Origin of the sequence: Lentzea guizhouensis (genome assembly GCF_001701025.1) — a bacterium.
In the GTDB taxonomy this organism is placed as follows: domain Bacteria; phylum Actinomycetota; class Actinomycetes; order Mycobacteriales; family Pseudonocardiaceae; genus Lentzea; species Lentzea guizhouensis.
Genome location: NZ_CP016793.1, coordinates 8,952,416 through 8,976,255, shown reverse-complemented (window position 1 = coordinate 8,976,255; position 23,840 = coordinate 8,952,416). Strand labels below are relative to the sequence as shown.

The 23,840-nt window shown below is 72.1% G+C and carries 26 protein-coding genes; 22 read left to right on the top strand and 4 right to left on the bottom strand.

All coding sequences use genetic code 11. The features are described 5' to 3' along the window. Nucleotides 1-175: 175 nt before the first annotated feature. From BBK82_RS51190 to BBK82_RS42670, 12 genes are all read left to right on the top strand, one after another. On the top strand, nucleotides 176-2,083 hold the full coding sequence (locus BBK82_RS51190; RefSeq protein WP_170068061.1) for a DUF1996 domain-containing protein: 1,908 nt from the start codon (nucleotides 176-178) through the stop codon (nucleotides 2,081-2,083). A 66-nt stretch (nucleotides 2,084-2,149) separates the two neighbouring features. After that, nucleotides 2,150-3,445 (top strand): hypothetical protein, encoded by a 1,296-nt coding sequence (locus tag BBK82_RS51185; protein ID WP_065920007.1) that lies wholly within the window; start codon nucleotides 2,150-2,152, stop codon nucleotides 3,443-3,445. 10 nt (nucleotides 3,446-3,455) lie between these two features. Further along, on the top strand, nucleotides 3,456-4,250 hold the full coding sequence (locus BBK82_RS42710; RefSeq protein WP_065920006.1) for a DNA-formamidopyrimidine glycosylase family protein: 795 nt from the start codon (nucleotides 3,456-3,458) through the stop codon (nucleotides 4,248-4,250). Continuing rightward, a complete protein-coding gene (locus BBK82_RS51180) occupies nucleotides 4,226-4,375 on the top strand; it encodes a hypothetical protein (RefSeq protein ID WP_154697836.1) in 150 nt (49 codons plus the stop codon). Before BBK82_RS42710 ends, BBK82_RS51180 begins: the two co-directional genes overlap by 25 nt. Nucleotides 4,376-4,525: 150 nt before the next feature. After that, nucleotides 4,526-4,714, top strand: coding sequence for a hypothetical protein (locus BBK82_RS53320; RefSeq protein WP_065920005.1), 189 nt, complete (start codon nucleotides 4,526-4,528; stop codon nucleotides 4,712-4,714). Between the two features lie 33 nt (nucleotides 4,715-4,747). Continuing rightward, entirely contained in the window at nucleotides 4,748-5,884 is a 1,137-nt protein-coding gene (locus BBK82_RS42700; RefSeq protein ID WP_065920004.1) for a sensor histidine kinase, read from the top strand. Then, nucleotides 5,881-6,594 carry a response regulator transcription factor gene (locus BBK82_RS42695; protein ID WP_065921817.1) on the top strand — a complete coding sequence of 238 codons (714 nt, stop codon included), beginning with the start codon at nucleotides 5,881-5,883 and terminating at the stop codon, nucleotides 6,592-6,594. The genes BBK82_RS42700 and BBK82_RS42695 overlap by 4 nt, the downstream gene beginning before the upstream one ends. Before the next feature lie 54 nt (nucleotides 6,595-6,648). After that, a complete protein-coding gene (locus BBK82_RS42690; protein WP_065920003.1) occupies nucleotides 6,649-7,311 on the top strand; it encodes a DUF2306 domain-containing protein in 663 nt (220 codons plus the stop codon). Continuing rightward, nucleotides 7,308-8,294: an NAD(P)-dependent alcohol dehydrogenase gene (locus tag BBK82_RS42685; RefSeq protein WP_065920002.1), complete on the top strand. Its 987-nt coding sequence runs from the start codon at nucleotides 7,308-7,310 to the stop codon at nucleotides 8,292-8,294. Before BBK82_RS42690 ends, BBK82_RS42685 begins: the two co-directional genes overlap by 4 nt. A 50-nt stretch (nucleotides 8,295-8,344) precedes the next feature. Next, the gene (locus tag BBK82_RS42680) at nucleotides 8,345-8,584 is read left to right on the top strand and encodes a hypothetical protein (protein WP_065920001.1); all 240 of its coding nucleotides are present in this window, start codon (nucleotides 8,345-8,347) and stop codon (nucleotides 8,582-8,584) included. 13 nt (nucleotides 8,585-8,597) lie between these two features. Beyond that, nucleotides 8,598-8,999 carry an STAS domain-containing protein gene (locus BBK82_RS42675; protein WP_065920000.1) on the top strand — a complete coding sequence of 134 codons (402 nt, stop codon included), beginning with the start codon at nucleotides 8,598-8,600 and terminating at the stop codon, nucleotides 8,997-8,999. Between the two features lie 243 nt (nucleotides 9,000-9,242). Next, nucleotides 9,243-10,418, top strand: a complete 1,176-nt coding sequence (locus tag BBK82_RS42670) for a glycosyl hydrolase family 28-related protein (RefSeq protein ID WP_065919999.1) — start codon at nucleotides 9,243-9,245, stop codon at nucleotides 10,416-10,418. Nucleotides 10,419-10,764: 346 nt separating this feature from the next. Here BBK82_RS42670 and BBK82_RS42665 read toward each other — a convergent pair whose 3' ends face one another. Beyond that, entirely contained in the window at nucleotides 10,765-11,142 is a 378-nt protein-coding gene (locus BBK82_RS42665) for a hypothetical protein (protein ID WP_065921816.1), read from the bottom strand. A 128-nt stretch (nucleotides 11,143-11,270) separates the two neighbouring features. Between BBK82_RS42665 and BBK82_RS52120 the strand changes: the two genes are divergently transcribed. From BBK82_RS52120 to BBK82_RS42640, 6 genes are all read left to right on the top strand, one after another. Beyond that, nucleotides 11,271-11,429, top strand: a complete 159-nt coding sequence (locus tag BBK82_RS52120; protein WP_170068060.1) for a DUF4102 domain-containing protein — start codon at nucleotides 11,271-11,273, stop codon at nucleotides 11,427-11,429. After that, nucleotides 11,426-12,190 carry an alpha/beta fold hydrolase gene (locus BBK82_RS42660; RefSeq protein ID WP_065919998.1) on the top strand — a complete coding sequence of 255 codons (765 nt, stop codon included), beginning with the start codon at nucleotides 11,426-11,428 and terminating at the stop codon, nucleotides 12,188-12,190. Before BBK82_RS52120 ends, BBK82_RS42660 begins: the two co-directional genes overlap by 4 nt. Nucleotides 12,191-12,276: 86 nt before the next feature. Beyond that, nucleotides 12,277-14,388 (top strand): glycogen debranching protein GlgX, encoded by a 2,112-nt coding sequence (gene glgX / locus BBK82_RS42655; RefSeq protein WP_065919997.1) that lies wholly within the window; start codon nucleotides 12,277-12,279, stop codon nucleotides 14,386-14,388. Between the two features lie 181 nt (nucleotides 14,389-14,569). Continuing rightward, complete coding sequence (locus BBK82_RS42650) at nucleotides 14,570-15,292, top strand: GAF and ANTAR domain-containing protein (RefSeq protein WP_065919996.1); 723 nt, start codon at nucleotides 14,570-14,572, stop codon at nucleotides 15,290-15,292. A gap of 232 nt (nucleotides 15,293-15,524) precedes the next feature. Next, the gene (locus tag BBK82_RS42645) at nucleotides 15,525-16,748 is read left to right on the top strand and encodes a PP2C family protein-serine/threonine phosphatase (RefSeq protein WP_237047887.1); all 1,224 of its coding nucleotides are present in this window, start codon (nucleotides 15,525-15,527) and stop codon (nucleotides 16,746-16,748) included. Between the two features lie 230 nt (nucleotides 16,749-16,978). Next, the gene (locus tag BBK82_RS42640) at nucleotides 16,979-18,136 is read left to right on the top strand and encodes a carboxylate-amine ligase (RefSeq protein ID WP_065919995.1); all 1,158 of its coding nucleotides are present in this window, start codon (nucleotides 16,979-16,981) and stop codon (nucleotides 18,134-18,136) included. Here BBK82_RS42640 and BBK82_RS42635 read toward each other — a convergent pair whose 3' ends face one another. Continuing rightward, complete coding sequence (locus BBK82_RS42635) at nucleotides 18,137-19,918, bottom strand: N-acetylglutaminylglutamine amidotransferase (RefSeq protein WP_065919994.1); 1,782 nt, start codon at nucleotides 19,916-19,918, stop codon at nucleotides 18,137-18,139. A 158-nt stretch (nucleotides 19,919-20,076) separates the two neighbouring features. On the opposite strand from BBK82_RS42635, the gene BBK82_RS55265 reads away from it, so the two are divergent. The 3 genes from BBK82_RS55265 (at nucleotide 20,077) to BBK82_RS51170 (ending at nucleotide 21,914) form a co-directional block, all read left to right on the top strand. Next, nucleotides 20,077-20,925: an amidase family protein gene (locus tag BBK82_RS55265; protein WP_065919993.1), complete on the top strand. Its 849-nt coding sequence runs from the start codon at nucleotides 20,077-20,079 to the stop codon at nucleotides 20,923-20,925. Then, nucleotides 20,916-21,158: a hypothetical protein gene (locus tag BBK82_RS55260; RefSeq protein WP_065919992.1), complete on the top strand. Its 243-nt coding sequence runs from the start codon at nucleotides 20,916-20,918 to the stop codon at nucleotides 21,156-21,158. Before BBK82_RS55265 ends, BBK82_RS55260 begins: the two co-directional genes overlap by 10 nt. A 309-nt stretch (nucleotides 21,159-21,467) precedes the next feature. Next, nucleotides 21,468-21,914 carry a hypothetical protein gene (locus BBK82_RS51170; protein ID WP_154697835.1) on the top strand — a complete coding sequence of 149 codons (447 nt, stop codon included), beginning with the start codon at nucleotides 21,468-21,470 and terminating at the stop codon, nucleotides 21,912-21,914. On the opposite strand, the gene BBK82_RS42615 is transcribed toward BBK82_RS51170, so the two are convergent. Beyond that, on the bottom strand, nucleotides 21,841-22,260 hold the full coding sequence (locus BBK82_RS42615; protein WP_065919990.1) for an ATP-binding protein: 420 nt from the start codon (nucleotides 22,258-22,260) through the stop codon (nucleotides 21,841-21,843). The two genes, BBK82_RS51170 and BBK82_RS42615, sit on opposite strands and share 74 nt — an antisense overlap. 622 nt (nucleotides 22,261-22,882) lie before the next feature. Between BBK82_RS42615 and BBK82_RS42610 the strand changes: the two genes are divergently transcribed. After that, nucleotides 22,883-23,299, top strand: coding sequence for a glycosyltransferase (locus BBK82_RS42610; RefSeq protein ID WP_065919989.1), 417 nt, complete (start codon nucleotides 22,883-22,885; stop codon nucleotides 23,297-23,299). A 31-nt stretch (nucleotides 23,300-23,330) separates the two neighbouring features. On the opposite strand, the gene BBK82_RS42605 is transcribed toward BBK82_RS42610, so the two are convergent. Next, on the bottom strand, nucleotides 23,331-23,645 hold the full coding sequence (locus tag BBK82_RS42605; protein ID WP_154697834.1) for a hypothetical protein: 315 nt from the start codon (nucleotides 23,643-23,645) through the stop codon (nucleotides 23,331-23,333). Nucleotides 23,646-23,840 lie beyond the last annotated feature (195 nt).

The following is a 23,840-nucleotide window of genomic DNA, read 5'->3' as shown; positions in this document are numbered from 1 at the left end:
TGGTCCGCCAAGCACAGCACATGCCGCTGCGGCAGGTGCAACCCGTAAAAGTTGAACCAAGATTGAGCCGCTCCGCGCTTCTGTACGTACTCCGGGTCATGGACCGCATGTTCCAGGAGGACGTATGACGCACCGTGAAGCCGCCGACAGACGGAAGTTCCGTCTGATCGCTTCGTTGTCAGCGGTCGCGGTGGTCGCTGCGGGTACCGCCACCGTGGCACTGGCCGCGAAGGACGGCGAACCGGCGCCACGCAGCGCTTTCGTGCCCATTGAGCAGGTCGCGAAGAACGTCGTCACGCCCAAGGTCGGCCAGAACGGCGCCAAGGGCGTGTTCACGGTCGACTGCGGCACGAACGAGAACGGCAAGTTCAGCGCCGACAACCCGGTCGCCCAGCCGGGGCTGCAGCACGGCGCCCAGCACGTCCACGACTTCGTGGGCAACCTGTCCATCAGCGCCGACTCGTCCGACGAGAGCCTCGAGGACGCGGAGACCACCTGTCGCAACGGTGACCGCTCGTCGTACTTCTGGCCGGTCGTGCGCATCAACCCCAAGGCCAACACGGGTTCCTCCGTGCCGCCGGACAAGATCGAGGAGCCCGGCGAGGTCGCCTGCCCCGGCGTCGGGAACCGGCTGCCCGCCATTCCCCAGCGGGTCCGGGACGAGATCATGAAGAACCTGCAGCAGCTCGCCCAGCAGCTCAGGGAAGCCAACGACCGGGTCGCACGCGCCCAGAACCCCGGCGACCCGAACTTCGTCAACAACACCGTTCTGGGTCCGTTGCGCGCCAAGCGGGCCGCCACGCTCGACCGCATCGCCACCGCCATGAGCCGGTCGGGGCGCAAGCCGAACCTGACCCCGCTCGCCGACTGCGACGTGCGCTTCGGCCACGGCGGTCACGGCGGCGGCCACGGCAACCACTCGAAGCCGCGCAAGTTCGCCGGTGAGGGCCTTCTGCAGCAGGCCGAGCAGAACGGCGCCGAGCAGGACGCCGCCACGCCGACGATCAAGTGCCCGTCGGTGCGCGAGGCGCTGCCCGGTGTGCCCGACCAAGCTCTCGACGAGGTGGACCGCGAGCTCAACGGGCTGGACAAGCAGATTGCCGAAGCCAACCAGCGCCTGGTGACCAGCAAGGGCCAGGGCGGGGCGAACTTCGTCGACAACGCGATCCTCGGGCCGCTGAAGGACAAGCGGGCCGCCACGCTCGACCGGATCGCGATCGCCATCGGCCGCGGCGCCGAGAAGCCGCAGGGGCTGGAGCGCCTCGCGAAGTGCGGTCTGAACGGCGATGAGGGCGGCGAGAACGGCGAGGGTGGCGAGAACAACAACGGCGGCAACAACAACGGCGGCAACAACAACGGCGGCAACAACAACGGCAACGGGAACAACGGGAACGGGAACGGCAACAACGGCGGGAACAACAACGGCGGGAACAACAACGGCGGGAACAACAACGGGGGCAACAACAACGGCGGCAACAACGGTGGTGCCACCACCACGACCGCTCCGCCCCTGGCCGCTCCCACCGGCAAGAACCTCGAGCTCGTCGGCAACGTCGGCAAGATCGTCCGGCCGGCCCAGGTGAAGATCGAGTACCGCGGCAACGCGACCAGCAAGGTCACGGCCATGCCGAAGTTCCTCAAGATGGTCACCGGCGACGCCAAGCCGACCAGCCGCGGCCCCGCCAACGCCCGTGCGACGTGGACCTGCAGCGGCTTCGAGGACCGGCTGTCCGACAAGTACGTGGTCTGCCCCAGCGGCAGCAAGGTCATGCGGGTGCACGACTTCGCGGGCTGCTGGGACGGTCAGAACGCCGACAGCGCCAACCACCGCGACCACGTCCGGTTCGCCGACAAGCAGACCGGCGCCTGCCCGCAGGGCTTCAAGGCCATCCCGCAGCTGCGGATCAGCATCTCCTACGACATCTCCCGCGACGTCCAGCAGAAGGGCCAGTACCAGCTCGACGCGTTCCCGGAGGAGAACCACAACCCGTTCTCCGACCACAACGACTTCGCCAACGTCAACTCCGAGCAGACGATGGCCAAGATCGTGAAGTGCGTCAACGACGGGCGCAAGTGCTCCTGACCCGACGACATCCGCCCACCGGGCGGACCGGCTGACAACCCGCACGGGTGGTGCCTCCCGGATCTCATGACCGGGGAGCACCACCCGTGCGGCGTCGGTGTGGTCGGGTTCGTGGGGGACGTCTCGTGGCCGGCCATGATCTGGCTGGGAGGTGCGCAGGGAGCGGGCAGGTCGACGATCGCCTGGCTGCTGAGCCGGCACCTCGACCTGCCGCTGCACCCGGTGGACATGTGGGCCTACGACCACCAGGAGCGCCTTCCCCCGGCGAGCACGACACTCGACGAGGAACTGGCCCAAGACCCCGAACACGCCGCCGCGGCGTTCGTCGCCACCGCGCACGCCCGCCTGCCACTCGTCTTGGCTGACGTGCGCGCCCGAGCGACCGAACCCGTGCCGGTGCTGGTCGAGGGACCGCAGCTGCTGCCGTCGATGGCCACCCCGCTGCCCGCGGGAAGCGCTGTCTTCCTGGTTCCCACGCCAGAACGGACGCGCGCGGCACGCGTCTCCCGGCCGGACGCCGATCCGCGCCGCCTGGACCGGCTCGTCGCCCGCGACACCGTGATCGCCGACCTCGTCCGCAGCGAGGCCGCCGCCACAGGTCGCCCGGTCGTCGAGGTGCCGGAGCACCCGGACTGGCTGACGACGTACGACGCCGTGCGGTCCGCCCTCGAACCCGGCGTCGTCGCCAGGCTCGCACCAGGGCGTGCACTGGCCGGGCAGCGGGCGTTCGAGAACGACGTCGCGGCCCGGCAGGGGAGGCTCTGGGCGGAGGCCACCGGGCGGGACGTGGTTCCCGGCAACACCACGGCGCCCTACCGGTGGGCCTGCGAATGCGGGGCCAGCGGTTGCACCGACCGCAGCCCGCTCGGCACGCGCGCCGCCCAGCGCGCTGAAGCCGCGCACCTGACCGCGCCCAGCTCCGGTCGAGGACGCCGCCGGGGCTGTGCCGGCGTCTGCTCCACGAGCGTCGCGTTCGCGGTGCCCCTGCCCCCGGCCGGTCACCGTTCCAGCGCGTCCAGGCCGTCCTGCCAGCGCTGCCGCCGTTCGTCCGCCGTCTGTTCCCACCACGGCGTGCCGCGCTCGCCGAGAGCGACCTTGGCGAGCTGGACCCTGGCGCGGGCGTCCCGCTCCAGCTCGGCGTCCTGGGTGCGTTGGGCGGCGGCGATGTCCCGGCGGGCGGTCATCAGCAGGCTGCGCAGGCGGGCCGCCGGCTCGGGCGGGATGTCGGGGTCGGTGGCCCGCCACCGCCGCCCGTTGATGATCACGAAGTGCCCGTCTGGCGTGTGCTCCGGCTCGGCCATCGGGCCAGGATCGCACTTCGCGGGCTTCGGCTCGGTCTGCCGTGCCGGTCGGGGTGGGTGATGATGGGGCGATGGCGGAGGGAGACACCGTGGCGCGGATCGCGGCGCGGCTCGACACCGCCACCGCCGGGGCGTTGATCGTCCACAGTGACGTCCGGCATCCGCGGTTCGCCACTGTCGACCTGGCCGGGCAACGGATCCTCGAATGGCGCGCGCGGGGCAAGCACCTGTTGTCCCGCACCGATGCCGGCCTGACCGTCCACTCGCACCTGAGGATGACCGGTTCCTGGTCCGTGTTGCGCCCGCACAAGCGGTTGCCCGCACGGGTCCTGTCGCAGTTGCGGATCGCGTTGCGGCTGGACGACGACCGCACGATCGTCGGGGTCGCGCTGCCGGTGCTGACCGTGCTGCGGACACGTGACGAGCGGACGGTGATGGGACACCTCGGCCCGGACCTGCTCGGTGCGGACACCACGGGTGCCGACAGCATCGCCGTTGCGGCGGAACGGGTCGCGGCGGCCGGCGGACAGGCGGTCGTGGCGGCGCTGCTCGACCAGCGCCGGGTGGCGGGGCTGGGCAACATGTGGGCGCAGGAGCTGCTCTTCCTGCACCGCGTCGACCCGTGGCGGGCCGCGGACACCGTCGCCGGCCTGGAGGAGTTGCTCACCGACGCCCGGCGGCGGTTGCGGCACGCGGTCCACGCGAACCCGAAGCAGAACACCACCGGCAGGTCGACACCTCCACATTGGGTCTACGGGAGGGCGCGGCGTCCGTGCCTGCGTTGTGGCACACCGATCTCGTTCCGGCCGGCCGATCTCACCGCCCACGGCCGGGAGACCTGGTGGTGCCCGGTCTGCCAGGTCTGACCGGCCGGGCGGGCATCGGCAGGTTCCCCGCAGTGTCCCGCACCGCGCCGGTCGCGTTGTGGTACTGGCCGTACCAGGACGATCCGGGGCTGTCGGCACCGCGTTCCGCAGTGGACCTCGGGTGAGGTGAACCGACCGGAGAAGACAGCAACGGCAACGATGACGACCGCACCTTTCGAACTCGTGGTGGTGACTGGAGCGTCGACCGGCATCGGGCGTGCGACGGCCCAGCGGCTGGCGGCCGATGGGCGAGCGCCAGGCGGCGGTTGCGGGCGGTGGTCGACAACGTCGGCATCGCGGTCAAGGCCCCGGTGGAGACCCTGGAGCTCGATGAGTGGAGGCGGTCAGCGCTGCTGCGTCGGCCTTCGAAGCCGGTGCGTGCCCAGACCGCGCTGACCAACGCGCTGTTCGCCGTCATGGACCACAGCGACACCCTGGCAGCGGTGGCCCGCGTTCCGGGATGACCGGGCGCGGGGCGGCTCTCGTACGATGTGGCCATGTTCGCCCTCCTGCGGTCGGTGTGGGACGAGCCCCGGCCGGCACCCGCGGTGGTGCGGCTCTGGCGGGACCGGGTGCTCGTCCTCGTCCTGTTGCTGATCGCGGTGCTCGAGGCGGTGTTGCGGTCCGGTCTGGACACGCGGGCCGGCTCGCTGGTCGTGGCGGTGGTGCTGCTGCCGTTGCTGCTGGTGCGCCGGAGCAGGCCGTTGATGGCGGTGGTCGTGGCGTTCGGGGTGGCCGCGGTCGCCTCGCTGGTGTTCTGGGGCGAGCCGGAGCTCAACGTCATGGTGTTCATGCTGCTGTTCCCCTTCTCGCTGTTCCGGTGGGGGTCGGGGCGCGAGGCGGTGGTCGGGCTGGCGGTGATGCTCGGCAAGATCGGGCTGTCGGCGGTGCTCGGGTTCGTCAGCGCGGGTGATGCGGTGGCCGGCACAGCGGTCCTGGGGACCGCGTGCGCTCTCGGGGCCGCGGTGCGGTACCGGGCACGGGCGCGAGCGCGGGAGTTCGACCAGGTCAAGCTGCTGGAACGGGAGCGGCTCGCCCGGGACCTGCACGACACGGTGGCGCACCACGTCTCGGCGATGGCGATCCGGGCGCAGGCGGGGCTCGCGACGGCGGCGGCGCGGCCGGAGGCGGCCATCGAGGCGCTCACGCTGATCGAGGCGGAGGCGTCGCGGGCGCTCACCGAGATGCGCACGATGGTGCGAGCCCTGCGCCGCAACGACTCCGCGGACCTGGCGCCGAGTCCCGGCGTCGCCGACGTCGCACTGCTCGCGAGCCCCGGACCGCCGGGACCCGAGGTGGACGTGCGGATCGACGGGCCCGTCGACGCCCTTCCCGGGTCGGTGGGAACCGCCGTCTACCGGCTCACCCAGGAGTCGGTCACGAACGCGCGCCGGCACGCCCGGCACGCCACCCGCATCGAGGTGCGCGTCACGGTCGGCGACTCGTCGGTGCACCTGCGGGTGAGCGACGACGGCGACACCGGCGGGGTGCGCGGTGCCGCGGCGCAGGGGCACGGGCTGATCGGCATGAAGGAGCGCGCGGACTTGCTCGGAGGCAGCTGCGAGGCCGGCCCGAACCCGGACCGGGGGTGGACCGTGACCGCGGTGCTGCCGCTGACCGGAGCGGCCCGATGAGCGTCCGCGTCATCGTCGCCGACGACCAGGAGATCGTCCGCACCGGGCTCGCGATGATCCTCGGCGTCCAGGAGGGCATCGAGGTCGTCGGCCAGGCGCCGGACGGGCGGCAGGCCGTGGAGCTGGCCAGGCGGCTGCGGCCGGACGTGTGCCTGTTCGACATCCGGATGCCGGGGATCGACGGCATCGAGGCCACCCGCCTGCTCGCCGGGCCCGGCGTCCCCGATCCGCTCGCCGTCGTCGTGATCACCACCTTCGACCTCGACGAGTACGTCTACGCCGCGCTGCGGGCGGGTGCCAAGGGCTTCCTGCTCAAGGACGCCGGCCCCGCGCTGCTCGCCCAGGCCGTGCACGCCGCGGCCGCCGGTGACGCGCTGATCGCTCCGAGCGTCACGGCCCGGCTGCTCGAGACGTTCGCGGACACCGGGCCTGCCGGCCCCGCCGCGCAGCCGGTCGAGCCGCTCACCGAACGCGAGGAGCAGGTCCTCGCCGCCGTCGCGGGCGGGCGCACGAACAGCGAGGTCGCCAAGGAGCTCCACATCACGCTCAGCACCGTCAAGTCCCACATCGCCAGCCTGATGGCGAAGATCGGTGCCAGGAACCGGGTCGAGATCGCGATCTGGGCCTACGAGACCAAGCGCGTCCGGGGCGGGTTCCGGCCGCAGTCGGCCGAAAGTACGACGACCGCGCCCGACCATCGGCCAGGATGATCGAGGCCCTTCTGCCGATGAGCTGACCCCACCTCGGGCGCCACGATCTGGGGCATGACCTACTCGACCCGGCGGGACCTGCTCGTCCCGGCCGCGATCGTCCTGTTCAGCGTCGTCCCGGTGCTCGGCGGCGTGCTCCGGCTGGCCGAGCTCGGCGGTGGTGCGGAGATCACGCCGGACAACGCGCGGTTCTTCGCCTCGCCCGTGCCCGTGGTGCTGCACGCGGTCACCGTCAGCGTGTACTGCGTCCTCGGAGCCTTCCAGTTCGCGCCCGGATTCCGCCGCCGCAGACCCCGCTGGCACCGGATGTCCGGACGGCTCTTGGTCCTCTGTGGACTCATCGGGGCGCTGTCCGGGCTGTGGATGACCGTGTTCTACCCGAAGCCCGCCGACGTGGGCGCGCTGCTCACCGGCTTCCGGCTGGTGTTCGGCACGGCCTGGGTGGTGTCCATCGTCCTCGGGTTCACCGCGATCCGCCGCCGCGACGTCGCCGGGCACCGTGCCTGGATGGTCCGGGGGTTCGCGGTCGGTCTCGGCGCCAGCACGCAGGCGCTGACGATGGGTCCGTGGATCGCGTTCGCCGGCCCGCTCGACGAGCCCACCAAGGCGGTGCTGATGCTCGCCGCCTGGCTCGTCAACCTCGCCGTCGCGGAGTGGGTCATCCGCCGTCCCGCGCGTGTGGTCGCGCCCGTACTCGCTCTGGGGGAGAACCGATGAGAGCCGTCGTCCAAGACCGGTACGGATCGCCGGACGCGCTGGAACTGCGCGACGTGGAGCCGCCGGCCGCCACCGGCGACGAGGTGCTCGTGCGGGTGCGCGCGGCCTCCGTGAACGCCTACGACTGGCACATGATGCGCGGTGACCCCTACCTCGCGCGGCTCACCGGGATTGGGTTCGCCGGGCCCAGGAGGAAGATCCGCGGCCGCGACTTCGCCGGCACGGTGGAGGCGGTCGGCCGGGACGTGCGGCGCTTCCGGCCGGGTGACGAGGTGTACGGCGACCTCGGCGCCGCGGACGGGGCGTTCGCCGAGTACGTGTGCGTGTCGGAGGACCTGGTCGAGACCAAGCCGGCCACCCTGACGTTCGAACAGGCGGCGGCGGTACCGCTGGCCGGGCTCACCGCGCTGACGGCGTTGCGCGACGCCGGAAAGCTCCAGCCGGGCCAGCGCGTGCTGGTCAACGGCGCGTCCGGTGGCGTCGGGACGTTCGCGGTGCAGATAGCGAAGTCCACGGGCGCGGAGGTGACCGGTGTGTGCAGCACGAGGAACGTCGACCTGGTGGCGTCGATCGGCGCGGACCACATCGTCGACTACACCGCGGCGGACTTCACCCGCTCCGGCACGCGCTACGACCTCGTCCTCGACCTGGTCGGCAACCACTCGCTGACCGCGCTGCGACGTGCGCTCGCGCCGGGCGGGACGATCGTGCTGTCCGGCGGGGGAGTGTTCACCGGCGGCAGCCTCGTAGGTCCGATGTCGCTCCTGGTCAGGGCGAGGCTGCAGGCCCCGTTCGTCCGCGACCGCCTGGTCGTCCTGACCACGGCACCCGACCGGGAGGTGCTCGCGGCACTGCGCGACCTCGCCGAGTCTGGGGCCTTCACCCCGGTCGTCGACCGGGTGTACCCGCTGGCCGAGGTGCCCGCCGCGCTCCGGTACGTCGAGACCGAACACGCCCGCGCGAAGGTGGTGATCACGGTCTGACGGGTGCGTCCGGGCGGTGCGGCACGGCATCCTGTGCCGGTGGCTTCGCCGTGCTGCCCGCCTGCCTCGTGCTCGTCGTCACCGGGTCGGCCGACCGGACGCGGGCGCAGCTGCTGGGGCGCGCGGTCGGCTTGAGCGCGTTGACGACCCCTCGGCTTCGTGGCGGTGACCCGGCTGTGTTGTCGCGCGCGCCGTTGGACGAGCACGAACCGTTGATCGGTGCGAGCCTGAAGAGCGCCAACGGCGGCGATCAGGATCAGCGGCTGCTCGAGAAGGATGGTTCAGGATGACCGGCGGTGTCCGATGACGCGCGCACAGAGCGATGGCACGTCAGAGCTGAAGATCGAGACCGTCGAGCACGACGGGGTGGCGGTCGTGGCCCTCAGCGGCGACATCGACATCACCAACTCCAACCGGGCGCGGCTCGCGATCGAGGCGCAGCTGAACAACTACCCGATCGGGATCGTGGTCTACCTCGCGGTGGGTTTCCTGGCGTCCACGGGGCTGTCGCTGCTGGGGGAGGCCCACCGCCGGGCGAAGCTCGCCGGGATCGGGTTCGCCGTCGTCGCGACGGAACGGCCGGCCCGGCGGACGCTGCTGGTCGCGGGGATGGACCGGGTTCTGCCGTTGTACGAGACCGTTCCGCATGCCGTCGAAGCACTGCGCAAGGCGTCCGCGACCGAGAAACCCGGATTTCCGAGGTGAAACCTCCGTCATCGAAACGGGTGAACTACCAAGCCGTTCGAGGTGAGGCCACGGCTTCGATGCGGAAGGGGGCGTCGCCGGCAGCCGTCGCACGCGGTGAGGAAAGTCCAGGTAGGACAGTCAGGTCGGCCGGATCGGGGCGGTTGCCGCCCGCCGGCGGTGGACCGCTGCCCGTGCCGGCGACCCTCCGGCACCGCCGGGCCGGATTGACGCCGTTCCTCCGCTTCTATCAAGATCCCGATCATGATCGACACGGGTGAGCAGGCGAGTCGTCGCCATTTCCTGCGTGCCGGGGCGGCGGCCGCCGGAAGTGCCGGCCTGCTGGCCGCGACCGCGCCTGCCGCCGAGGCCGCCACCGGTTCGCACGTCTTCCGCGTGGCGCACTTCGGCGCCAGGGGAGACGGGCGGACCGACGACACCGCCGCCGTGCAACGCGCGATCGACGCGGCCTGTGCCTTCGCCTCGCGCGCCAACGGGTACGCGCGGGTCGAGTTCGACGCCAGGACCTACCTGCTGGCGGCACCACCGGCGCGCCCGCAGCCCGGCAGCACGCACGCGGCCGGTCAGCTCCTGTTCCCGGTGCGCACCTCCGGCCCGCAGATCACGGTCGAGCTGGCCGGTGCGGGCACGCAGCAGGGCCTGCAGTTCATCCCGGACGGCCGGCAGACGGCGGCGGGCACCATGCTGAAGTCGACGGTGTCCGTCACCTGGGACGGTCTCTCTTCGGGCATGCCACCCGCGGTGATCGCGTCACCGAAGGGTGACGTGTGGGGCGGGTTCAACCGGGTGGCGGTGGCGGTGACCGACATCGCCGTCCAGGTGCCGTCGAACCCGTCGGTGGCCGGCCTGAACCTGCTGTGGGCCCCGCAGGTCCGGTTGCGGGGCGTGCGGGTCTGCACGCCGGAACCGTTGCCCGCGGTGGTCGAGCCGAAGATCCCGTGGTCCACCGGGATCGTGCTGCCCGGCGGCGGCAACAACGCGGTGATCTACCTGCGTGATGTCCACGTCGCCGGCTTCTACACCGGCCTGCTGTTCGGGGAGCACACCGACGCCTCCAGCGTCGTGGTCTTCGCCTGCAAGGTGGCGCTGGCCCCGTTCGGCAAGCGCCTGCACACCGCGCGCTTCGGCCTGGTCACGGTCGAGTGCTGCCCGACGGTGCTCTCGCAGGTCGACTGGGAGACCGGTCGCGTCGCCGCCACTGAGGGCGACAGCCTCAAGATCGACCTGCTCGACATCGAGGAGTACAACGGCTTCAGCAGGAGCCTGAGCTGGACCAAGCACGACTGCCACGTCTACGACCCGAACAACGTCCTGCGCGGCTGGATCTGGATGGCCCGCTCCGGCGCGGACTACCTGGGCATCCCGCTCACCCTGGAGGGCGGCAAGCACCTCCAGATCGCCGAGATCCAGCAGACCTGACCCGGAAGCACCGAGCTGCTCACCATCGGCGAGCTCGTCGATGCGGGGTGGTTGCCGCGATGTCCGGCGACGCCGATCCGCGTGCGGTGCCGCGGTCGCTGGAACCGGGACGGCACGGAGCTCCCCGGGCTCGCGGGCCGCGTCCACGGCTGGTGCTTCGTCTCGCGGTCGGCCGGTGCGAGGACCTCTTCGGCACCGCGCGGCACGCGCCGCGCGGTGCACGGGTCACCCCTCCTGACACCGGCGACCCCGCGGCCATCCGGGTGAACCGCCGGGGCGCGTGGCGGCCAGGTGACCGAGGTCGGACCTGCCCGTCAGGGGGTGCGTGGCGCACCGGCCACCGAGGTCAGACCGGCTCGTCGGGGGTGCGGGTCGCACTGGCGACCGAGCCACCGGGTTCGTCGGCGAGCTGACCGCGCCCGGCGGCTTCGTCCAGCACCTCCTCGTCCAGCGGTTCCAGCGCGACCGGCACGTCCGGTTGTTCCTCCGCGAGCCGGTCTTCCAACGGCCGGGCGTGCGCCTGCTCGTACGGCGTCATGCCGTACTTGTCCACGCCGCTCCACCGCTCGGGCGGGTCCATGCCCGCTTCGAGGGGGTCGAGCTTGATGCGGTCCTCGTCGAGGTCCTCCGCGCTGTTGAGGGCAGCCGGATCGGTCTCGACGGCGTCGGGTGAGCCGGTGTCGTGCGGTGGCGCGTAGGACGCCAGGTCGTCGCCGGGGCTCATGTCGTCTGTGGCCATGACCGCTGTGTACCCGGCGGCCGGGCGGTCAATCGATCTTCCGGCGACCGGGTTCAGCGCGCCGGTGCCGGGTATGCCGCACCCACGCAGGACGAGTCCAGAGGGAGTGTGCCGTGACGGAACCGACGGACAACGAGCAGACGGAACGCGGTGCCGCCGAGGAGGCGAGCGGGGTGCCGCTCACCGAGACGGAGGTCGAGGCGTCGAAGCGACCACCGAGCGATCGGCCGGAAGAGGACGGCGCGGGCCTCGGCCCCGACGACGTCGAGTGAGCCGGCCGCGGGACGTGCGCGAGCGGTGGGACCGGGTCGGCGGCCGCGAGTTCCGCAGTCTGCGGGCGGGACAGCGGCACGACGACCCGCGCGACGTGGTCCTCGTGCCCGGTCTGGGAGCGCTGAGCTACCTGGTCGACACCCTCGCGGCGTGCGGTGCGTCGGCCAGGGCGCACCTGCTCGACGTGCCGGGTTTCGGACACCGCGGCGCGCGGGTGTGCCCGGCCGGGGTCGGCGCCGTCGCCGAAGCGGTGTGCGGCTGGGTCGACGAGGTGGTCGGCGGGCCAGTGGTCCTCGTCGGGCACTCGACGGGTGCCCAGGCGGCGTTGCACGTCGCCGTGGCGCGGCCCGACCTCGTCCGGTCGCTGGTGCTGCTCGGGCCGACCTTCCCGCCGGAGCAACGTGGCGTGACGGGCCTGCTCGGGCCGTTCGTCCGCAACTTCCTGCACGAGCCGCCCACCTTGGTGCCCGCGACGGTGCCCGACTACCTGCGCGGCGGACCGCGGGAGATCGCCCGCTTCATCCGGTCCGCACAGCGGGACGAGCCGGAACAGCTGATCACCGAGGTCCGCTGCCCGGTGCTGCTGGCGCGCGGGGAGCACGACGCGTTCGCCCCCCAGCCGTGGGTCGACCGCCTCGCCGCGGCGGCACGGGTCGGGCGGTCGGAGGTCGTCGGCGGCGCGCACACCTTCCCGTTCCGCAGGGGAGCGGTGACCGCACGGCTCGTCGCGACCCTGATGCAGGACTCCGGTACCAGATGAAACGCATCTGAGGCCCACAAGGGCGTCGCACGTCACAAACCGCCGCGTCTCCGGTTGAGCGCGGCGCCGCTGGGCATTCCTCGCCGGTGAAAGCCTGGCCTGGAACGTCCTCTCCACTCGGCGCCACCTACGACGGCGTCGGCACCAACTTCGCACTCTTCTCGGAGGTCGCCGACCACGTCGAGCTGTGCCTGTTCGACGACGACGGCACCGAGACGCGGGTTCGCCTGCCCGAGGTGAGCGGTTTCGTCCACCACGGGTACCTGCACGGTGTCGGGCCCGGTCAGCGGTACGGGTACCGCGTGCACGGGCCGTACGACCCGGAGCGGGGGCTGCGCTGCAACCCGAACAAGCTGCTGATCGACCCGTACGCCAAGGCGATCAACGACGGCCTGCGGTGGGACGAGTCGGTGTTCAGCTACCCGTTCGGTTCGCCGGACGAGCGCGACGACGCGGACTCGGCGGCGCACATGCCGAAGTCCGTGGTGGTGAGCCCGTTCTTCGACTGGGCCGACGACCGGTCGCCGAACACGCCGTACCACGAGAGCGTCGTCTACGAGGCCCACGTCCGCGGCCTCACGATCGCCCACCCGGAGATCCCGGAGCAGCTGCGCGGCACCTACGCGGGGCTCGCGCACCCGGCGATGATCGACCACCTCACCCGGCTGGGCGTGACGGCGGTCGAGCTGATGCCGGTGCACCAGTTCATCAGCGACCACACCCTGGCCGAGAAGGGGCTCGCCAACTACTGGGGCTACAACACGATCGGGTTCTTCGCACCGCACGACGCCTATGCCTCGCGGACGGGCCTGGGCGACCAGGTGCAGGAGTTCAAGGGCATGGTCCGGTCCCTGCACGACGCGGGCATCGAGGTCATCCTCGACGTGGTCTACAACCACACCGCGGAGGGCAACCACCTCGGGCCGACGTTATCGATGAAGGGCATCGACAACCTGGCCTACTACCGGGTGATGGACGACGAGCCCAAGTTCTACATGGACTACACGGGCACGGGCAACTCGCTCAACGTGCGCACGCCGCACACGCTGCAGCTGATCATGGACTCGCTGCGGTACTGGGTGACCGAGATGCACGTGGACGGCTTCCGGTTCGACCTCGCCGCGACGCTGGCCCGTGAGTTCTACGACGTCGACCGGCTGGCGACCTTCTTCGAAGTCGTGCAGCAGGACCCGGTGGTCTCCCAGGTCAAGCTGATCGCCGAGCCGTGGGACGTCGGTCCCGGCGGTTACCAGGTCGGCAACTTCCCTCCGTTGTGGACGGAGTGGAACGGCAAGTACCGGGACACCGTGCGCGACTTCTGGCGCGGTGAGCCCGCGACGCTCGGTGAGTTCGCCTCCCGCATCACCGGTTCCTCGGACCTGTACCAGAACGACGGGCGCCGGCCGTACGCGTCGATCAACTTCGTCACCGCGCACGACGGCTTCACGATGAACGACCTGGTGTCGTACAACGAGAAGCACAACGAGGCCAACGGTGAGGACAACAACGACGGCGAGAGCCACAACCGGTCCTGGAACTGCGGGGTCGAGGGGCCGACTGACGACGAGGAAGTCCTCGCGCTGCGTGCACGGCAGCGGCGCAACCTGATCGCCACGCTGCTGTTGTCCCAAGGTGTGCCGATGATCTTGCACGGCGACGAGTTCGCCCGCACGCAGCACGGCAACAACAACGTCTACTGCCAGGACAACGAGATCTCCTGGGTCGACTGGTCGCTGCTCGACAGCAACGCCGAGCTCGTCGACTTCACCGCCGCGGTGACCGCGTTCCGCAAGGCGCACCCGGTGCTGCGGCGCAAGCGGTTCTTCGCGGGCAGGCCGATCCGCAAGGGCGACGAGCTGCGCGACATCGCGTGGTTCACCCCGTCCGGCGAGGAGATGACCGAGCAGAACTGGGAGGACGACTTCGGCAAGTGCATCGTCGTCTTCCTCAACGGTGAAGGCATCCCCGACCTCGACCCGCGCGGCATGCCGGTGGTCGACGACTCCTTCCTGATCGCCTTCAACGCGCACCACGAGGACATCCAGGTGACGCTGCCCGACAGCTCGTACGGTCCGGAGTGGACGGTCGTGGTCGACACCGTCACCGGCGAGGTGGGCGGGAACGAGAAGCCGATCGCCGCCACCGGGCAGCTGACCTTGGCGGCGCGGTCGCTCGTCGTGCTGCAGCGGGTGAGCTGACACCGCTAGGACACGCCCAGGTCGCGGGGGAGGCCGTCCGGCGGGTCGCCACGGCCGTCAGCGGTCTTCCCCGCGGCCGGTCACCCGGACGCCTCCCCGCTGTCCGCGGTGGGTTCCGGTGGGTCGGCCCGCATGATGTGCCGCTCGCGTTCGCTGCCCCGATGTCCGGGAAGTCAGGGACGTGGACCACGAGCTGCCGCTGGCGGACGAACTGGCGGCTGTGTCCGCGCGGTTGGCGGGGTTGCTGCTCTCGCGGGAGACGGTGCACACGGCGCTGACGCTGGTCACGTCGCTGGCGGTGGAGGCGTTGCCCGGTACCGCCGGGGCGGGGGTGACGCTGCTGGACGAGGACGGCCGCAGGACGACCGCGGCGGCCACCGACGCGGTCGTCGAGCACCGGGACCCCCTCCAGTACGAGTGGGGGGAGGGGCCGTGCCTGAGCGCGTGGGAGCGGCGGTGCGCGATCCGCGTCGACGACGTCGCCGGGGAGAGGCGGTGGCGGCGCTGGACGTCGGCCGCCCGGTGGTCGGCGATGCGGGCGGTGGTGAGCGTGCCGCTGGTCGCCGGGGACACCGCGATCGGGGCGATCAAGGTGTACGGCCGTGAGCCCCGTGCCTTCGGGGAGCGGGACGAGTACCTGCTCACGATGTTCGCCGCGCAGGCCGCGGTCCTGGTGGCCAACATCAGGTCGTTCGACAACGCGCGCAGGCTCAGTGACGCGCTCGTCGAGCAGCTGCGCGGCCGGGACGTGATCAACATGGCGAAGGGTGTCGTCATGGCGCGGGAGCACGTCGACGAGGGCACCGCGTTCGCCATGCTGGCACGGGACTCCCACGAGGGCAGCAGGAAGCTCCGCGACCTGGCCGGCTCACTGCTGCGGTCCACCGCCCAGCGCGGGCGTTGATCACGATGGCGCCTGGTCAGGACTCGCCGAGGCAGGACGAACGGCACCGTGCGCTGGTGCGTGCGTTCCGCCGGTCCGATCTCACGCTCGAGCAGCTGTGGACCCGCTACTTCGCTCTCGGAGGGGACGCGGGCCTGCTCGACGTCGACGCCTACCTCCACGGCATGACGGTGTTCTCCGGGCTGCAGCACGACATGCTGGCGCACGCGATCAACGAGCGCCTCGACGAGACGTGGCCGCAGCGCGTGCCCTACTCCGTTCCGCCGCAGGCGACCGGTCCGCGCACCGGCCCGCTGGCGGGCTTGGTGAGCTGCTCGACGGCATGCACCAGGCACCGCCGGAGCTCCTGCCCGTCGTCGCGACGCGTGCGGGCCGGGCGCTGGGCCTGCGGATCACGATCTACCTCGTCGACTACGAGCAGCGCGTGCTGCACCCGCTGGGTGAGCCGGAGGGGCCGCACCTCACCCCGCTCGGCGTCGACTCCTCTCTGCCGGGACGCGCGTTCCGCACCGTGGAGACGGTTCCCTCCACCAGGGGTGAGCACCCGCGGCTGTGGGTCCCGCTCCTCGACGGCGTGGAACGCCTGGGCGTGCTCGACGTGGTCCCCCCTCGCGGCGCGGACCTGGGCGACCGATCTGCGCCTGGCCTGCCGGTGGTTGTCCGCCCTGATCGGGCACCTGGTGACCATCAGCACGCACTACGGCGACGGGGTGGACTCTGTGCGCCTGCTGCGGGCGCGGACCTGATCTGGCAGCTGCTGCCACCGCTCACGGCCGCCACCGGCGACTTCACCGTCTCCGGGCTGCTGGAGCCCTGCTACGAGGTCGGTGGGGACGCGTTCGACTACGCCCTGTCGTCCGGCAGCGCCACGCTGGCGATCTTCGACGCGGTCGGGCACAGCATGCGCAGCGGTTTCGTGGCCGCCGCCGCACTGGCCGCCTCCCGCAGCACCCGCCGCGTCGGGCACGGCCTGTTCGAGCAGGCCCGTGCCGTGGACGAGACCATCTCCGGCCAGTTCCCCGGCGGCGCGTTCGCCACCGGTGTCCTGGCCGAGCTGGACCTGCGCAGCGGACGGCTGCGCTACGTCAACGCCGGGCACCCCGAACCGCTGCTGCTGCGGTCCGGCAAGGTCGTCAGACGCCTCACCGGCGGGCGCCGCCTGCCGTTCGGCCTGGGGACCGGCGTGCTCACCGTCGCCGAGGAGTTCCTGCAGCCGGACGACTGGCTCGTCCTGCACACGGACGGGGTGACCGAGGCACGTGACCACAACGGGGTGTTCTTCGGTGACGAGCGGCTGGTGGACTTCCTCGAACGGGAGGCCGCCGCGGCGCACCCGCCCCCGGAGACGGCGCGCCGGTTGGTGAAAGCCGTGCTGGCCCACCAGAACGGTGTGCTGCAGGACGACGCGTCCGTGCTCCTGGCCCGGTGGGTCAAGGGCGACGAGCTGAGGCCGTGAGGTCGAAGCGGAACGTCCCGGCCACGCCGTCACCTGCTCCACTCCGAAGTGGACGTTCGCTGACGTCGCGTTTCGTGCTGGTCGGCCCGGGTATTCGGCCGGCACACGCACCGGTGGAGCAGAGCGCCGGCGCCACTTCCCGGCAGCGGTCACCCCCGTTGTGCCGACGAACCGGCCGCTCCCCGGAGCAAGCCCGCGGCCTGAACGCGCTACGAGCAAGGCGGTGAGACGTGGAGCGAACGTCATCGGCTTCCGCAGGCGGCCCGACTGTCGGTGTGGAGGAGGAGTTCCTCCTGGTCGACCCGGTGACCGGGGTCGCCGTGAACCGCGCGGACGAGGTCGTCGACGCCGCCCGCGACCTGTTCGGGCTGGAGCTTGAGCTGGAGCTGACCAGTACGCAGGTCGAGACCAACACGTCGGTGTGCCGCGACGCCGCACAGGCTGGGCTCGAGCTGCGGGAACTGCGGCGGGCGGTCGGGCGGGCCGCGCGGGAGGCCGGCTGCCGGGCGATCGCGGTCGGCGCGCCGCCGCTGGGCGACACGACCGGTGTGATCACGGACGGTCCGCGGTACCGGCGGATCGCCCGCGAGTTCCGTGCGCTGGCCGCACAGCAGCTGATCTGCGGATGTCACGTCCACGTCGCCGTGCCGGACCGCGAGACGGCCGTGCAGGTCTGCAACCACGTGCGGCCGTGGCTGCCGGTGCTGGGCGCGATCACCGCCAACTCGCCGTTCTGCCGCGGTGCGGACACCGGTTTCGCGAGCTGGCGCACGACGGTGTGGTCGCGGTGGCCGGTCTCCGGGCCGCCGCCGTTCTTCGCGTCGTGGCAGCACTTCCAGGACGTGTGCGCCGAGCTGCTCGAGGCGGGCACCGCGCTGGACCCGGCGATGGTCTACTGGGACGTCCGCCCCTCCGCGCGGTGGCCGACGGTGGAGGTGCGCGTCGCGGACGTGGCCGCGAGCGTGGACGACGCGGCGTTCCTGGCGGCGGTGGTGCGTGCGCTGGTGGCCGAGGCGGTGGCGGACGTCCGACGGGGTGTGCGGCCGGTACCGGTCCCCGTAGAGACGTTGCGCCAGGCCTGCTGGCGCGCGGCCAGGGACGGCTTCGCCGGCGACGCCCTGGACGTGCGGTCCGGTCGGTTGCTACCGCTGCGGCAGCAGCTGCGCCTGTTGCTGGCGCAGCTGAAACCCGTGCTCGAAGCCCACGGTGACCTGCCGGTGGTGCAGCGGGGGATCCGGCTGCTGAACCGCCACGGCTGTGGTGCCGACAGGCAGCGGCGCGCGGTCCGGCGTGCGGGGACGGAGGCTCTGCTGCACCTGCTCGACCTCGACGCGGGGGAACTGCCGTTGACGGCCGGTGCGGAGGAAGCGTCGTCGCCAGGGCGGTGATCACCCGATGCCGTGCTGCTGCAGCCACAGCTCCAGCACGCCGAGGTGCCACAGCTCGTTCCCACCGGCCTTGGTGGCCCGGCCGTTCGGGTCGGCGAGCAGGGCGTCGACGTAGCCGGGGCGCAGGACACCGCGGCCCCGTGCGGCGGGGGAGCTCATGGCCGAGCGCACCAGGTCGAGGACCTCGCCGTCGAGCTGGGTGAGGGCGGGCACCGGGAAGTACCCCTTGGGCCGGTCGACCACCTCCACGGGGAGCAGGTCGCGGCCGATGTCCTTGAGGATCCCCTTGCCGTCCTGGCCGGACTTCAGCTCCGGCGGGCACGCCGCGACCAGCTCCACGAGGTCCTGGTCGAGGAACGGCACGCGGGCCTCGACGCCCCACGCCATCGCCATGTTGTCGACGCGCTTGACCGGGTCGTCGGGCATGAGCAGGTGCGTGTCGGTCCGCAGCACGGCGTCCAGCGCCGTCTGCGCGCCGGGAGCTCCGAGGTGCCGGCTGATCAGCTCGCCGCTCACGTCGTGGCCGGCGAGCCAGTCCGGTTCCAGGACCGGCGCGAGCTCGTCGTGCCCGAGGTCGTGGAACGCCTCCCGGAACACGCCGGCCGCCTGGTCGCGGGCCGCGGCGGCCGCGGGCTGGTGGTAGCGGTAGCCGGCGAACACCTCGTCGGCGCCCTGACCGCACTGCACGACCTTGACGTGCCGCGAGACCTCCCGGCAGACGAGGTGGAACGCGGTGACGTCGTGGCTGCCCATCGGCTCGCTCATCGAGCCGACCGTGTGCTCGACCGCTCCGGCGATCTCCTCGTCGTCGATGCGCAGCTGGTGGTGGTCCGTGCCGAACTTCTGCGCGACCGCGTCGGAGTAGGCGAACTCGTCGCCGTCCACACCGTCGCGGTCGGTGAAACCGATGCTGAAGCTGCTGGGCCGCTGTCCCTCCTCGGCGAGCAGCGCGACCAGCAGGCTGGAGTCCAGGCCGCCGGACAGCAGCACGCCGACCTCCACGTCGGCCACCGTGCGCCGCCGCACCGCGACCTGCAACGCCTCGCGCACCGCCTGCCGCCAGTCCTGCGCGGTCCAGTCCGCGTGCTCCGGCCGCCGGGTGTAGGACGGCTGCCAGTAGACGTGGTCGCGCGGGGCCTGCCCCGGCCGCAGCACGCGGATCGTGGCGGGGGGCAGCTTCCGCACTCCGCGCAGGACGGTGCGCGGTGCGGGAACGATCGAGTGCCACGTGAGGTAGTGGTGCAGGCCGACCGGGTCGAGCTCGGTGTCGACACCGCCGCCCGCCAGCAGCGCGGGCAGGGTGGAGGCGAACCGGGTCCGGCCGCGCACGTCGGCCACGTACAGCGGCTTGATGCCGAGCCGGTCCCTGACCAGCACCACCTGGTCGTGTCGCCGGTCGACCACCGCGATGGCGAACATGCCGACGAGGTGCTCGACGAACCGCTCGCCCCAGTGGTGGTAGGCCTTGAGGATCACCTCGGTGTCGCTGGTGGACCGGAAGCGGTACCTGCCGGACAGCTCCCGGCGCAGTTCCGCGTGGTTGTAGATGCACCCGTTGAACGCCACAGCGAGCCCGAGCTCGTCGTCGACCATGGGCTGCGCGCCGGCGTCGGACAGGTCGATGATCGACAGCCTCCGGTGCCCGAGCGCCACCCGGCCCTCCGACCAGTGGCCGGTCCCGTCCGGCCCCCGCGACCACATCGACCGCGTCATCCGCTCGACCGCGGCGACGTCCGGCCGGTCCACGTCGTTGGTCACGACCTCACCAGCGATCCCACACATGGCGGCTCCTCCGGAGGACGGCAGAAAGGTGACGTGCGGATACCCCGAATGCCGATGATCATGTTCCACCTGCGGCGCAGCTCACTTGTGAGCAAGCGCACGTTTGTCCCGCCCGTTCGCGGGTTGACGTGGGCAGGCGGGAGCCCGGCAATGGAGCAGTGCACCCGCCGGACGCAGACCTGGACCGGGCGACGATCCCGTCGCTCGGCCGCTCGATGACCGCCGGCGCGCTCACGTCGGTGGACCTGACCCGCGCCTACCTGCGCCGCATCGCCGACGTCGACCCGGTGCTGCGTGCCGTGCTCGCGGTCGACCCGACCGCACTGCGGCAGGCGCGGGAGAGCGACCTGAGGCGGGAACGCGGGCAGTCCCGCGGGCCGCTCGACGGCATCCCGGTGCTGCTCAAGGACAACATCGACACCCGCGGGCTGGCCACCACCGCCGGCTCACGGGCACTGACCGTGCCGCCCGGTGCCGACGCCGAGGTGGTGACCCGCCTGCGTGCGGCGGGCGCGGTCGTGCTGGGCAAGACGAACATGACGGAGTGGGGGAACTTCCGCTCGCCGTGGTCGACCTCCGGCTGGTCGGCGGCAGGTGGGCAGACCGCCAACCCGCACGTGCTGGACCGCACCCCGTGCGGGTCGTCGTCCGGGTCGGCCGTGGCGGTGGCGGCGTCCCTGGCGCAGGTCGCGGTCGGCACCGAGACCAGCGGCTCGATCGTGTCGCCGGCCGGTCACGCCGGTGTCGTCGGGTTCAAGCCGACGCCCGGCCGGATCAGCACGGCGGGCATCGTGCCGATCACCGCCCGCAGGGACACGGCCGGTCCGATGGCGCGCCACGTCGTGGACGCGGCGCTCCTCATGGCGGTCATGGCGGGCTCCCCGGCCGCCTTCTCCGCTCCTGCGACGCTGCGCGGCGCGCGGGTCGGGGTGTGGCGCAGGACGGGGTTCGACGCCGAGGTCGACCGGGTCGTGGCGGAGGCAACGAGGCGGACCCGGTGGAGCTGAGCGGGTTCGGCCAGGAGCTGTTCCACGAGGCCGAGAAGGCGCCACCACTCACCGACCCGGTCTACCTCCGCCACCGGCGCACCGCGACCGAGCTGGCCCGCAGGTCGATCGACGACGTGCTCGCGGCGCACCACCTCGACGTGATCACGGCGCCGACCAACGGCCCCGCTGGCTGCCGCGCAGCGACGCGGGCCGCGCACGCCCTGCCGCGCGGCGCGGCTACCCGAACGTGACGGTACCGGCCGGCTTCGCGGGCCCGCTGCCGATCGGCATGTCGTTCATCGGCGGGCGGGGCACCGACGAGGCGTTGCTGCGGTTCGCGGCGGCTTCGAGACGCGGCACGGGCCCGCCGGGCCCGCCTACCTGCCGACGCTGCCCTGACGCGGTTCGCCCTCCGGCGCGGTGTGCTGCCATGCGGCTCGCGTGCTGAAGATCGACCGAGCTCCGCACAGGTCGTGGCCGACCTGCGGGCGGGCCTCGCTGCCCGGCCGCTCGGTGAAGGTGCCGGCCCTGCTGGACGGGCACCTCCACCGAGCGGGTCGGTGAGTCCCGAGGGGGTCCGGCGCGTCGCGGCGGCGGTCACCGAGGTGGTGGCCGCCGCACGCCCCCTCGGCGTCGACCGGCTGTACCCGTTCGGCGGGTTCGTGGTGCGGGACGGGGCCAACCGGGACGAGGTCGTCGACCGCGTCCGGCGGATGACCAGGGCGTTCCTGCACCGCTACCCGCCGAAGCGCGCCGAGGTCAAGGCGCTGCACCGGCACGTGCGGGACGTGCTGGGCGAGGTGGCCGACCGGCTGCGCCGGGACGACACGTCCCACCTGACCACGCCGGGCGTGGGAGATCACGGTGCCGCGGCAGCCGCCGTGCTCGCCGGTCCCGGTCCCGGACGCGGTCCGGTGCGGGCGGTCGCCGGGATCAGGCGAAGGCGGCCAGGCCGAGCCCGCAGCGCAGCTCCGCCCACACGGTCTTCCCGGTCGCCTGCCAGGTGACGCCCCAGGCCTCGGCGATCTTGTCCACGATGACCAGGCCGCGGCCACGCGTGTCGTCGATCCGCGACCTGCCCAGCACCGGCTTGTCCGGCGAGGCGTCGTCGACCTCGACGCGGAGCAGGCCCGCCCCCAGCCGCCGCAGGCGGAGGAGGCGTGGGTGCAGGCCGTGGTCGTAGGCGTTGCTGACCAGTTCGGTGACGACCAGCCGCACGTCGTCGACCGAGTCCTCCGACAGGTCGCCGAACACCTCGCCGATCCAGCGGCGCATCGCCGGCAGCGCGGGTGAGGGCTTGGTCAGCTCCACCACGAGTGCCTGGCGAGGGGGAGGGTCGTCGCTGGCGTTCATGTCGAACTGTCCCTCTTCCGTGAAGACGCTCGAAACTCTGCCTTACCCAGCGGTGAAGCGGGTAAACCGGACGCGAAGGTGATTCGGGGGACCGACGTTTGCCGGGGGAACGGGTGGGTACGCCGGGCCGCCGCACCGCTGTACCGGCGATGAGCAGCAGTGCCGTCGGACCGGAGCGGCGGAGCGCGGTTCATCGCCGGCAGCGGTAGGGCGTGCGCCGCTCCGGCGTCTGCGTGCTGCCCCACGGCGTCGACCTGCGGAGGTTCACGTGGGTACGCCGGGCCGCCGCACCGCTGTACCGGCGATGAGCAGCAGTGCCGTCGGACCGGAGCGGCGGAGCGCGGTTCATCGCCGGCAGCGGTAGGGCGTGCGCCGCTCCGGCGTCTGCGTGCTGCCCCACGGCGTCGACCTGCGGAGGTTCACGCCGACGGTCGTCGTGCACCCCGGGGCGGACGGCCCAGGATCGTGTTCGTGAGCAGGTCGGGCCTGCGGCAGGAGCACGACGTCGCCATCGCCGCGCTCACCAGGGTGCCCGACGCGGAGTTCGTGATCGCCGAGGACCTCGGTTCGGGACTCCCGGACGACGAGGCGAAGGTGCAGCGCCTGCGCGGAACGCCGCGGCGTGGCGGACCGCGTCGTGCTCGTGCCGCGGTGGGCCCACGACGACCTGCCGGCCTTGCTGCGCTCCGCGGACCTGGTTCTGTGCGTGGGCGGGCCCGCGCTGGCCGGGACGCTGCCCCTGGAGGCCATGGCATGTGGTCCTGCGGTGGTCACGGCGGCGGAGAGCCCGGCGGACACCGTGGCCGACGGCGTCACCGGATGCCATGTCCTGTCGCAGCACCCGCCGGAGGTCGCGCTCGCGGTCCGGCAGCTGCTGGCCGACAGGACCCGGCGTCAAAGCCACGGCGTCGCCGGTCGTGACCGGGTGCTCGCGTGCTACTCCTGGGACCACGTCGCCGCCGACGCGCTCCGGCTCTACGAGCGTGCTCGGATGCCGGCGGTGACCACACCGGTCCGTCATCGTGCAGCCGCACGGTGACATCGGCGCAGTTGACCACCGCCGGCGGCGACTACCGGCTGCCGAGTGCCGCCAGGGGCCGGTGCCGCGTGAGCTCGAGGTAGCGCTCCTCGGACAGCTCGGCGCGGTCGGGAGCGGGCGTCGTGGAGGTGAGCCGCCACGAGTGGTCGGAGTTGTCGGCCGCGCACGCGAGACAGCGGATGTGGGCCTCGCCGTTCTGCACGACCGCGCGGAACTGGGAGTGGGCGAGGGTGTGCCGGCCGAGCTTGCACCTCGCGGGCAGGAGGGCGACCAGCTGGCCGGTCGAGTCGTACCTGCACGTGAGGTTGCCGTCCAATTCGGACGGTGCGAGAGCTTGCCGGTTCATGACGCGAGAACCTATCAGCCTTCTCGCACATGTGTTCGGTTGTACGCGTGCGACACGGGAGTGACTGTGATCATGCGACGCGTGCGCGCGGGCACCGGTGACGCAACGTCTGCTATGTCCTGAACGTCTGCAGTGGGTAACGTGCAAACGAGCAGTGAATCTCGGTGATCACGCACTTGCCTTCGCGGAGGCGCC